Genomic DNA, 11675 nt, shown 5'->3' with positions numbered 1-11675 from the left:
ACCTGAAAACTTTTCCGACATGCTGTTAAACAAACAAAAAAAATAGCGACACATCTGGATAATTATATATCTTTGCAAACTGAAATTTAAAACAACTAAAAATACAATATGAAAGCTACAACAATTTGGACTAATCAAATGACATCTACAGTAACAAATAATAGAGGTCATGAAGTAATTCTTGATTTACCACAAGCAAAAGATGGACTAAACCTTGGTGCAACTGCATTAGAATTGTGCTTAATGAGTTATTCTGGCTGTGTAAATACAATTTTTAATGTTGTTGCAAAAAAAATGAGAATTGAATTTACTGCTCTTGAAGTAGATACCACGGGATTTCAAAAAGATAGCGCTCCAACCTTTACTGACGTTGAGGTTGAATTAAGAATTGACTCTGAGGCAAGTGATGAAAAAATCGACAAGTGCTTACAACAAACTTTAAAAATGTGTCCGGTAGGTGTTTTATTTCACCAAGCAGGTGTGAACACAACATACCAGATTCATAAAATGCAAAAAGCATAAACAGAAATTAAATTTGTAATCTAGAGGATGTCTCATAACAAAGTAGACATCCTCTTTTTCATGATCTTTTGTTTTTTTGAGATTAAACTGCCTTATACTGCTTATTTGTTTTTGGAAGTCTTTTTTACCTCCAATATGCAAAACAGAGGTTTCATATAGAGGAAATAGGACTTCAAAAGAATTAAGAAAGGCCGTTAGGCCACTTTTCTACTATTCATTTTCTTAAGATTTATGGCTAGAGCCAATAATCCCATTTCGATTTCTACTTTTTCTTTGCCACGAAGTAAAAATCGTTTAAATCCTTTATTGTGTTTAAGGTTACCAAAAGCGGCCTCTACATCAACCGGTCTTTGACTCCTGTGCTTCAATCCTTCTTCTGAGGTTAAATGTTCTCGTGCTTTACTTCTTAATTCGTTGAGTCGGTGATTGATCTGAATCGTTCGATTACCTTTTGCTTTGTGACACATCCCCCTAAGTGGGCATCCGTTACAGTTTTGAGCTTGATAAACATGGATTGTCTTAAAATGACCGGCTTGGCTTTTTTCCTTTTTTATCTTCTTAAGATTCATTACTTGTCCCATTGGGCAGTAGTAAATATCCTGTTTAGAGTCGTAGAATAAATTGTTGGGGTGAAACTCGCAATAAGTTTTGGCTCCCTTCTTTTGTTCTTTATGAAAGTAATTGTATTTCACAAAAGAGGTTAATCCTTCCGCTTCAAGAAATTCATAATTCTCCTCAGACCCATAACCGGAATCTGCACATACGCTGTTTAGTTTGTCTGGATACAACTGTTGAACCTCTTTCATATGAGGTATAAAGGTTTTTGTATCGGTTGGATTATTATGGTTTGAATAATTTACAATGAATTGATTTTGTGTGCTAAACTGCAGGTTATATCCTGGTTTTAGCTGACCATTTTGCATATAGTCATCCTTCATTCGCATAAAGGTTGCATCCGGATCCGTTTTTGAATAACTATTTCGCTCTTCCAATATCTTTAGCTTTTGCTCGTTTTTTCGGAGATTATCAGCATAATTCTTCTTGGCATAGTTGAGTTGCCGGCGTTTCTTAGCATCCACTTTCTTATCCCTCAAGGCCTCATTAATTGTCTCAATGGTCTGCTCTATTTTTTCTGGATCAACATCACTTAAATCGGGCTTACTTACATTTGCTAAATCCGATTTGGCTACCTGCTCTGTATAATCCCAAAGTTCCCCCAACCGATCCTTCATGCGTTGGATATTCTTTTGAATGGCTTTACCCCAAACAAACGAAAACTTATTTGCATTGGCCTCGATCTTGGTGCCATCGACATATATGGTTTGTAGATCAATATGTCCGGAATCTACCAGTAACAGGACTACTTGACTGAACACTTCCTTTAAAACACCTTTTAATCGACTGCTTCTAAAGCGGGCAATCGTATTGTGATCTGGCTTTTGCATCCCTGACAACCACATGAAATGTACATTTTCTGATGCCGCCTGCTCTATTTTTCGAGAGGAATATACATTACACAAATAGGAATAAACTAATAACTTAAGCATCATTTTGGGATGATAGGCCTTTGCTCCCGTATAACTGTATTTTTCAAGGATACGATCTATCTGGACACCATCAATAATACTGCTGATGGTACGAACAGGGTGTTCAGATGATATGAAATCCGAGAGAGAAGGCGGAAAAAGAATCATCTGGTTTTGATGATAGGCTTTGAAATGAGATTTTTGAGGGACTAATTTCATATCTCTAAAATAAGAAATCAGTGATAAATATAAAAAACTATAAAACGAAAAAGAGACTATCTCATTTGAGACAGCCTCTTTTTTTTTGTATTTATTGCCATTAACAAATCATTAACGCCAACACAACCGGCTAGTTGCTTAAAAAGAAAAATAAAAGACTAATTTGTATTTTATTTCACAAATAATACTCAGCATATGAAAAATATATTCACTGCAGCTTTATTACTAATCTGTTTTATAAGTTTTGGTCAGAACGAACAAAGCAACATTTTAGTGGGACAAAAAGCTCCAATGTTCAAGGCAATGGATCAAAATGGCAAAACAATAGTAAGCGATGAAATTTTAGAAAATGAACAATTAATCGTGGTATTTTACCGCGGACAATGGTGTCCTTTGTGCAATAAGCACCTGTCTCATCTGCAAGATCATATCAGAGATTTTAAAAAAGCAGGTGCCCGATTGATTGCTATTACTCCAGAAATTCCTGTAAGTATTGAAAAAACAATTGACAAGACTAAAGTTGAATTCTCCATTCTGCACGATATCGATTACAAAATCATGAAGCAATATGGCGTTAATTTTGTTTTGCCTAAAAAATTACAAGAAAAGTACATGGAATATGGTATTGACTTAACTGTTTCCAACGGCAATGACGATCAGACGCTTCCTGTTCCTGCAACTTATGTGATTGGAAAAGACGGCATCGTAAAATATGTACAATATGATCCTGATTACAAAAACCGATCGAATGCTGAAGAAATTTTAAAACATTTGTGAAATTTTTTTTCGCTTTAATTACTTAAAAAACACTTCCAATAAAAAAGGAGTAAAACTCATCGGTTAAACTCCTTTCATATTTTATCCATTACAATTACTTCAGACGTTTTCTGGTGATTCGTATGTGACCTTCGGGAAGTATTTTCACCCATAATATTTCTATCAGAAGCAATAGTCTTCTTAAAGCATCGAAATAAAGTGTAAAGTAAAAAAACAAGCTGGTTAACCAGATGATAATCACATTAAACCAAAAAGTATTCACAAGATAATTGCCAATTCGTTTCTGAGATGAAAATAGCTGAGCTCTTCCTAATTTGTTTTGTGGAATTTGAAATATCGGATCTTTTAATTGAATCAATTCTCCTTTAAATTCAACAATTTTATTTAACTCTCTCCGGTTTAAAACAATCTGTTCAACAGCTTCGTTATGGTGTTTTTGTTTAAATTCAAATAATCCTTTTTTTCCTCCGTACTGTTCCAATAAGTTTAGGTAAGCCTGGTCTCTTTCATCTGACTCTGTTTTATAATCAGCCCAACCGTTTTGCTTAATTTTCTTTAGCCATTCCAATAAATCAACCGAAGAGTTCACAAATCCTTTTTCGTTAAGTTCCACTCCATTTGGCAAAGTATATAAATCAGCCAATTTTCGAAATTCATTCTGCAATACTTGTAACTGTTTTAAATTCTTTGTTTGCAACCAACTTTGGTAACGTTGCTTTAATTCAGGAATATAGAATGATGACCGAAACGAAGCCTCACTCATTTTTTGCTCATAATCGAAAAACTGATTTTCAAAACTGTTGTTTCTGAATTGTTCTACGACCAAAGCTTCATAAGCCCAACGTGAAGTCATTAAATCGCCAACAAACGGCACATATTTTTGCGAGGTTATAGCTGGATGCAATTTGGTAAAGTTCACAATTACACCCGAAAACAATAGTTGCGGTACGAGAATAAAAGGAATGGAAACATAAACCGCTACAACAGTATTCAATGCTGCCGACAGATTTAAACCAATCATATTTGCGCAGGCTGATGCCGTATACAAAACCAGCCAATATTCTAAAGTCAATCCTTTAATTTCGAGAACAGTATTAGCAATTAAAACAAACAACAAGGTTTGAATTGCCGAAATTACAAGCATCACAATCACCTTAGAATTGAGATAGCTAAACCGGCTTAAATTCAGAAAGGATTCCCGTTTCATAATCCTTCTGTCATGAAGAATTTCCTCTGCCGAAATAATCAATCCCAAAAAGAGAGATACCACAACAGTCATAAAAATAAAGGAAGGGATATTCTCATTATTTGAGAAAACATAAGCCGTAGCATCATCATCCGAACCACTAATATATTTGGTAAAATATCCCAATATCACAGCTAAAATTGGAGCCTCAAGAAGAGTAATAAGAATGTATTGTTTATTACTTATTTTGGCCTTTACATCACGTGCCAAATAAATCTTTAACTGTTCCGTTCGTTTGGGAATACTAAAATAATTGATTGGAATCATTCGTTTTCGCTTCGGTATCTTAACCGGATTCTTCGCTTCAATATTCTCTTTGTACAATTCATACCATTCATCGGAGCTTCTCTTTCTTTTGCGAATTTGCTTGCCGTACTCATTCATCATTCGTGTTTCCACAATTCTTAGAATCTGCTCCGAATTTACATTACCACAAGTCAAGCACTCGCTTTCATCTGCCTTAACATACTGACTTTGGGTTTTAAAATAGACAACTGCATCAATTGGATTTCCAAAATAGATCACTTTCCCACCTTGATCCATAATAATTAACTTATCCAGCAGCTTAAAAATATCTGATGATGGCTGATGAATGTTACACATCACCAATTTCCCTTTTAAAACCTGTCTTTTTAGCAACAGCATCACCTTTTCCGAATCCATACTCGATAATCCGGAAGTGGGCTCATCTACAAATAAAACAGAAGGTTCCCGCATTAATTCCAATGCAATATTCAATCGCTTTCTTTGTCCGCCGCTCAAAACCTTATTGATCGGATCTCCAACCTTTAGATCTCTGGCTTCAACCAAATCAAAATTTTCAATGGTATTATTTATAATGTTCTCAATTGTTTCTTCATCCAAATTATCGAAACACAACTTGGCATTAAAAAACAAATTCTGATAAACTGTTAATTCCTCAACCAACAAATCATCCTGAGGAACGTATCCAATAACACCCTCTAGTTCCTCTTTATCCTTATGAAGATTATATCCATTAATATATATATCGCCCTGATTTAAAGACAAATTCCCATTCAATACATTTAACAAGGTAGATTTTCCTGTTCCGCTACCCCCCATTATTCCAATCAGCTGTCCTGATTCGACATGAAAATTAACTGGGAATACACCATTACTAGAACCAGGAAACCTAAATTCAATATTTTTAGCTACGAAACGTATATCCGAAAGATTTTTCCGCTCAATAAATACAGATACTATTTGAGAATAATAAATTGGGTCAATTCTATGACTTCTAATCACAGATCCATACGAGAGGATGTAGGCACGATCCAATTTAATATTGTGGCCGTTCAGAAAAAGGTTGTACTCACCAAAATATTTCATCAAAAAAGTATTTGTACTTTCAAGATGCAGAATAAATAACCGACCACGTAGTCTGGGACTAAAAATATGCTTTACAACCTCATGTTCAAAGGCTTCATTAGCATCAATAATTAATAAATACGGATTAAACGGAATAGAATATTCGGTTCCTAAAATAAACTGCAGACTGTATTCAAATTCTTCTTTAGGAATCTTAAATGCTTTAGAAACCGTCTTTACAAATCCAAGTTCCTCTGGACCTGTAAATTCAGAATCATCGATAAATTCAAGGAGCTGCAACATGATCCAAACTTTCTGTTCCTGCTCTGCCTCCTCAACTAATTTTGAACAAACATCTGCCACTTGCTTGTGTTTGTTTTGTATTGTATCCTTGTTTCCTTTCGCGTAATATGATTCTTTTAGATAACGATTGAAGTTGTCTAAATATATTTCATGCCATTCCTTACTAAACCTCTTCTCTAAATACTTCGAAACAACATCTCGCGCAGCAAGCTCAAAACCGACCTGTTGTTCATCTACAATAATAGCAAAAAGTTGCATTAAGGCATTTAGTACTGACTCATTCATGGGGTAATTATAGAAGTTTAATTTTTGCTAAAGGCCTAATTTAGATAAATTCCCCGAGCTACGGAAAAGTTCTTTTTTATAAGGCACTATTTCCATGAGTAAATTTCCTGAAATTGATTTAAAAACAATCAAAAACAGTTCCCATTTATCTTATTTCAGAAAATTAAAAAAGTACATTAATGATTTTTAACATCCATTTGTGGTTGTTTGTCAAAGATTTTTGTACATTTACAACAATAAACGACACAAAAGGTTTTTTTCGTAGATTTTTGATTTAGGTTATTAATTAGAACAAAAAGCCTAGGTGAGTCCCTAGGTTTTTTTAAATTATTTATTTTGGAAAACCTATGTTGTTGTAAACTTACCGAACCTCACATTTTTAGCAACAATTAACATCTGTTAAAAGCACTTAACTAAAGAATGCCGTATGTTTGTAAGGTAAACGAGTGGTAAACGTTTTTTCATAGAAAATAGATTTAGGTTAGTAATTAGTGGTTAATAAAAAAGCTTGGGTGGGGATCCAGGCTTTTTTCTGTTTACCCTTTTTTTCATTTCTGATTTAAAAGCAAAAACAAACAGATCAGCTAAAAAAAACTTTTAGCATTCTTTAACTTTTGTTAAATTCACTTAACGAAAGAATGCAGTATGTTTGTAAGGTAAACGAGTGATAAACGTTTTTTCATAGAAAATAGATTTAGGTTAGTAAATAGTGGTTAGTAGAAAAGCTTGGGTGGGGATCCAAGCTTTTTTCTGTTTACCCTTTTTTTCATTTCTGATTTAAAAGCAAAAACAAACAGATCAGCTAAAAAAAACTTTTAGCATTTTTTAACTTTTGTTAAATGCACTTAACGAAAGAATGCGGTATGTTTGTAAGGTAAACGAGTGGTAAACGTTTTTTCATAGAAAATAGATTTAGGTTAGTAAATAGTGGTTAGTAGAAAAGCTTGGGTGGGGATCCAAGCTTTTTCTGTTTTTATAAATACGTTAAACCCTACAGAATAAGTATAAAAGAGTACATATAGTTTATAATTACTTAAGATCATCTTAATGTAGTTTACTCGTCTCATGTCTACTTTTGAAATGTAAAAACACACAAATGTTTTTTTTCATAGATTAGTTACTATTAGTGGTTAGATTAAAATCCGGGTGGGGACCCGGATTTTTTTATTCACTCATATTTTGTTTAAAAAACTTACAATGCTTTCTCAAAACAAACGCTTTCCTTCACACCTGCATATTGTCCGTAATTAGGGATAAAATGGTAACCATTCTTTTGGTAGAGTCCGATTGCCTCGGGTTGTTTCACTCCGGTTTCCAATATGCATTTTTCAAATCCCAACTCACTGACCCAGCTTTCTAATTCCTGTAAAACTTCCGATGCAATCCCCTTCCCTCTGCACTCTGGTAAAACAAACATTCGCTTCACTTCCACGATTAATGGTTCGTATTCCTTTATGGCTGCGCAGCCAACAGGTTTGCCATCATCATAAGCCAATACCACATTCTCAATTTGATCTAATTTATTGAATTGAGAATAGAAAGCATGATCTTCTCCATCACGAATTACTAAATCGGCATCAAGAGCTCTAACAAGTGCAATGAAATCTTTACTATCGGCGTTTGTTCTTTGAATTTTAATCATCGTCATTACTTATCCAAATAATTCTTTAATCTTTGATTGATAAAATATTGCCGGCCACCTGTGCATGAATTGCTGGACGATAATTACCCGGTTTCTGTTGTTCATGATTTTATCCCGTTTCCTTTGGTAAACTCGTTAATTAAACGAAGAGCCTTCTCTTTATCTCTTACGGAAATCTCAAGTTCAACAGGAGCGACACCACCTGCAGAAACATGCCAAGGAGCAATAGTTCCCATTAGCCCGTTTTTTATATTTACAGCAATTCCATTCTCGGTGAGGATATCCTTTATTATTTCTGAATCTATCGGGTTTCCCGAATAAATTACAATTAAATTCAAATCATCTTTATTTGCAGTCATATCATCAAATTAATAAACAGTTGAATAAATTAGCTTCTTCTATTTTATCAAAATCGATCTTTAAATTAATTATTAATCACTAATAGTCCATAATATTTATCCAGAAAAAGATGGTGGAAATACTTAAAACCGGTACTCCTTAAAATACATAAATTTTATAGATTCATGTTAAAAAATCTTAAAAACAACTTAGGTTAGCTCCTTCTTGTTTATTTTTTATTTTAATTTTTAGTTCAAAATTGTACTTTCGCTTGCATTGGAAATGAGAATTATATTGTTGTCTTTAATTTACAGCGAATACAAAATTTCACATCAAAAAATTATTTTATCAATAACCTTAAAAAGAAGTATCAAAAAATGAAACGTACTAGTATTATTCTTGCCTTTTTAGCTGTTGTTGTATGTCTTAGCTCTTGTAAAAAAGTTCCGAGATCGGGTAAAGTTAACTTCAAATCGAGCACTGACAGTCTTAGTTATGCTTTAGGATATATTGAAGCCAATAATTTCAAAAAATCATTCGAACGAATTCCATTCCAAATGGATTCGACAGATTATAAAAACATCGCCATAGCTATTGCAAAAACCCAATTAACAAAAAGCTATTCTGACTTTAGAATCAAACAATTCGACTCAATCAGCGAAGATGCTTTCTACAAAGGATTTTTAAACGAATTGGCCTATGGGAAATCGTATTTCTCAGAAATGAGTGCGGATATTTATTTACGAAAAATCTTCAATGAAAAAAAGGCAATGCAAGATTCCATGCGTAAAGAGTTGCAAAAAAACAACCTTGCAAAAGGACAAAAATTTTTGGAGGAAAATAAAAAACGTAAAGAAATAATTACAACCGAGAGTGGACTTCAATACGAAATTTTAAAAGAAGGTAATGGTAAAATACCTACTCTTGAGGATCGTGTAAAATGTGTTTATCATGGTACTTTAATTGATGGTTCAGTTTTCGATAGTTCGAAAGAACGTGGTGACACCACAACTTTTTACGTGAACCGGGTAGTTAAAGGCTGGACTGAAGCACTTCAGTTAATGCCCGAAGGATCCGAATGGAAACTGTATATCCCTGCAGATTTAGGATATGGAGAAAGAGGAAGCGGAGAAAAAATAGGTCCGAACGAAACGCTAATTTTCGATATCAACCTCATCGAAGTAATCGAGAAAAAAGATAAGAAGAAATAAATCATGTAAAATTGAATAGTAAAGGGGATATCGAAAGGTATCCCTTTTCTATTTATAATTTGTTTCTAAATTATTGGACAAAAAAACTCATTCTTTTAATGGAGGCCTGCAGTACGCTTACTTAGAAAATGTATCGCTTAATGTCATTTCAATCCTTAAAACAAATTATAATTTATAGGATAAAGACCATACTTTACAGGCATTTCAGAAAATTTACACAACACTATACTATATTTGTAGTAATAATTAAAAACAATAGACTCTATGGATGTAAAATCATTGACAAAAGCCGAAGAACAAATCATGCAAATTATCTGGAAATTGCGAGAAGCTATTGTTAAAGATGTAGTGGAACAATTTGACGGATCGAAACCAGCCTACACTACAGTAGCAACTGTTCTTAGTGTTTTGGAGAAGAAAGGATTTGTATCTCACCGAAAAATTGGAAACACTAAACTGTTCACACCTGCAATAAGTAAAGCAGAATACACCAAATTTCAATTTAGTTCATTACTTGGAAATTATTTTGGTGGATCGTTCCCAAAAATGGCCAGTTTTTTTGCCAAAGAAAACGATTTGGACATTTCTGACTTGGAAAATATCATGAAACAGGCCGAAGAAGAGATGAAAAAAGATCAACAAAAAGAGAACTAATTATGGAAGCATTGTTTGAATTCTTATTTCGGGCATCGGTGAGTATGGCAGTTTTATTCACCTTGTATTGGTTACAATTGAGAAATTCAACTCATTTTAAAGCCAACCGTTACTTTTTACTGATCAGCCTAATGATCTCGGTTATTGTTGCACTTATACCTATTCAATATCAGGTAACAGTTCAAACAACGGCAAAAGAAACATTCAACGAATTCAGTGGTGTTTTTAATAACAATATCTCAAGTGAAACTTCAGATATCAACTCGAATAACAACATATCTTTTTCAAGTATTTTGCATCTGATTTACTTTACAGGAATGGCAATTGTGTTGCTAAGAATAGTAATTCAATGCAGAAAGCCATTGCAAATTATAGCCAAATCAACACCTAAAAAAATCAATAATTGTTTGATTTATGAGAATGAGATTTACAATACTCCCTTCTCATTTTTCAATCGCATATTAATCAATCCTAAATATTTTAAACAAGACGAAATCAACGACATTTTAACTCATGAAAAAGTGCACATTCAAGAGCGTCATTGGATCGATCTGTTCATTATAGAGCTGTTAACAGTGTTTTTCTGGTTCAATCCGTTTATATGGTTATTTGAACGAGCAATTAAACAAAACCATGAATACCTGGCTGACGAAGGTGTATTAACCCGGGGCCATTCACCTGTCAGGTATCAGGCATTATTAATTAACCAGCTAATGGGCACTCAGGTAATTGGATTAGCCAATCACTTTAGTTCTGCCCAAGGCCCAACCCGATTTAAAATGATGACGAAAGAGAAAACAGCGAAACGCAAATTGTTTCGAATGGTATGGGGAATTCCTGTACTGGCTATTCTTCTGGTGGCTTTTGCCGAACCAGAATACAAAACTACGGTAACTGATCCTGCAACAGAAAATATTTCTGCTATTCCGATAAATAAAGAGACCATTAAAGTTCGTGGATCTGTTCGGAATGAAGATGGAACTGTGCTTACAGGTGCATCAGTAATTATAAAAGGAACAACAACAGGTGCTGTTGCAGATAAAAAGGGAATGTTTGAACTGAATGTACCCAAATCTGCAAAAAGTGAAATTGTTGTTTCGTATGTAGGCTACAAAACGGCCGTAATGAAAATAAATCCACAATTGAAAGAACAAACTTTAAATCTTCAACTGGAAAAAGAAGTCATTGGAATTAAAATTAACACCAATACATTGTCTTCAGACAGAGATGTACCTCCACCTCCACCACCAGCTCCTGAAGAATTTTCAAAATCGGATGAACCTGTTTTTATTATTGTAGAGGATATGCCACAATACAATCAAGGATTATACGGATTAGAAAAGTACGTGCAAAAACAAAAGAACAAACTCTTTTTTGAGGGCAAAAAACTTGAAGGAAAAGCAACTGTTGGTTTTACCATAAATGAAAAAGGGGAAGTAACCAATATTCAGATCCTTACCAAAAGCAACGATATAACTGCAAAAGCTGCCACAAAAATTGCAGGCGAAATGGAAAATTGGAAACCTGGATCACAACGAGGAAAAGCTGTTCCTGTCAATTTTGCGATGGAATTAGAATTTTAAAAAACAAATAAAGTTGAAAAGAGATGCCAAATAATGGTG

At 33.9% G+C, this 11675-nt stretch carries 9 protein-coding genes; 5 read left to right on the top strand and 4 right to left on the bottom strand.

Annotation, left to right across the window (positions count from 1 at the left end; genetic code table 11):
* The first annotated feature begins 108 nt into the window (after window positions 1–108).
* The gene (locus ACKU4N_RS07605; protein ID WP_321322126.1) at window positions 109–522 is read left to right on the top strand and encodes an OsmC family protein; all 414 of its coding nucleotides are present in this window, start codon (window positions 109–111) and stop codon (window positions 520–522) included.
* 194 nt (window positions 523–716) lie between these two features.
* Here the strand turns inward: ACKU4N_RS07605 and ACKU4N_RS07600 are convergent, their stop codons facing one another.
* Window positions 717–2267, bottom strand: a complete 1551-nt coding sequence (locus tag ACKU4N_RS07600) for an IS1182 family transposase (protein ID WP_156197454.1) — start codon at window positions 2265–2267, stop codon at window positions 717–719.
* 195 nt (window positions 2268–2462) lie between these two features.
* Here ACKU4N_RS07600 and ACKU4N_RS07595 point away from each other — a divergent pair, with 195 nt between their 5' ends.
* On the top strand, window positions 2463–3044 hold the full coding sequence (locus ACKU4N_RS07595; protein WP_321322124.1) for a peroxiredoxin-like family protein: 582 nt from the start codon (window positions 2463–2465) through the stop codon (window positions 3042–3044).
* 94 nt (window positions 3045–3138) lie between these two features.
* On the opposite strand, the gene ACKU4N_RS07590 is transcribed toward ACKU4N_RS07595, so the two are convergent.
* The 3 genes from ACKU4N_RS07590 to ACKU4N_RS07580 form a co-directional block, all read right to left on the bottom strand.
* Entirely contained in the window at window positions 3139–6207 is a 3069-nt protein-coding gene (locus tag ACKU4N_RS07590; protein ID WP_321322122.1) for an ATP-binding cassette domain-containing protein, read from the bottom strand.
* Between the two features lie 1192 nt (window positions 6208–7399).
* On the bottom strand, window positions 7400–7849 hold the full coding sequence (locus ACKU4N_RS07585; RefSeq protein ID WP_321322120.1) for a GNAT family N-acetyltransferase: 450 nt from the start codon (window positions 7847–7849) through the stop codon (window positions 7400–7402).
* A 101-nt stretch (window positions 7850–7950) separates the two neighbouring features.
* The gene (locus tag ACKU4N_RS07580; protein WP_321322119.1) at window positions 7951–8208 is read right to left on the bottom strand and encodes a putative signal transducing protein; all 258 of its coding nucleotides are present in this window, start codon (window positions 8206–8208) and stop codon (window positions 7951–7953) included.
* Window positions 8209–8565: 357 nt separating this feature from the next.
* Between ACKU4N_RS07580 and ACKU4N_RS07575 the strand changes: the two genes are divergently transcribed.
* From ACKU4N_RS07575 to ACKU4N_RS07565, 3 genes are all read left to right on the top strand, one after another.
* A complete protein-coding gene (locus tag ACKU4N_RS07575; protein WP_321322117.1) occupies window positions 8566–9399 on the top strand; it encodes a BamJ family beta-barrel-assembly machinery protein in 834 nt (277 codons plus the stop codon).
* Between the two features lie 264 nt (window positions 9400–9663).
* On the top strand, window positions 9664–10053 hold the full coding sequence (locus tag ACKU4N_RS07570; RefSeq protein WP_101310394.1) for a BlaI/MecI/CopY family transcriptional regulator: 390 nt from the start codon (window positions 9664–9666) through the stop codon (window positions 10051–10053).
* A 2-nt stretch (window positions 10054–10055) separates the two neighbouring features.
* Window positions 10056–11636, top strand: a complete 1581-nt coding sequence (locus ACKU4N_RS07565; RefSeq protein ID WP_321322116.1) for a M56 family metallopeptidase — start codon at window positions 10056–10058, stop codon at window positions 11634–11636.
* Window positions 11637–11675 lie beyond the last annotated feature (39 nt).

Source organism: Labilibaculum sp., from assembly GCF_963664555.1.
In the GTDB taxonomy this organism is placed as follows: domain Bacteria; phylum Bacteroidota; class Bacteroidia; order Bacteroidales; family Marinifilaceae; genus Labilibaculum.
The sequence above is the reverse complement of the archived record's forward strand: the minus strand, read 5'-3'. Positions and strand labels throughout refer to the sequence as shown.

Excerpts from the sequence above, each read along its gene's own strand:
- ACKU4N_RS07605 (WP_321322126.1), top strand. The coding sequence starts at position 109 with ATGAAAGCTACAACAATTTGGACTAATCAAATGACATCTACAGTAACA.
- ACKU4N_RS07600 (WP_156197454.1), bottom strand. The coding sequence starts at position 2,267 with ATGAAATTAGTCCCTCAAAAATCTCATTTCAAAGCCTATCATCAAAAC.
- ACKU4N_RS07595 (WP_321322124.1), top strand. The coding sequence starts at position 2,463 with ATGAAAAATATATTCACTGCAGCTTTATTACTAATCTGTTTTATAAGT.
- ACKU4N_RS07590 (WP_321322122.1), bottom strand. The coding sequence starts at position 6,207 with ATGAATGAGTCAGTACTAAATGCCTTAATGCAACTTTTTGCTATTATT.
- ACKU4N_RS07585 (WP_321322120.1), bottom strand. The coding sequence starts at position 7,849 with ATGATTAAAATTCAAAGAACAAACGCCGATAGTAAAGATTTCATTGCA.
- ACKU4N_RS07580 (WP_321322119.1), bottom strand. The coding sequence starts at position 8,208 with ATGACTGCAAATAAAGATGATTTGAATTTAATTGTAATTTATTCGGGA.
- ACKU4N_RS07575 (WP_321322117.1), top strand. The coding sequence starts at position 8,566 with ATGAAACGTACTAGTATTATTCTTGCCTTTTTAGCTGTTGTTGTATGT.
- ACKU4N_RS07570 (WP_101310394.1), top strand. The coding sequence starts at position 9,664 with ATGGATGTAAAATCATTGACAAAAGCCGAAGAACAAATCATGCAAATT.
- ACKU4N_RS07565 (WP_321322116.1), top strand. The coding sequence starts at position 10,056 with ATGGAAGCATTGTTTGAATTCTTATTTCGGGCATCGGTGAGTATGGCA.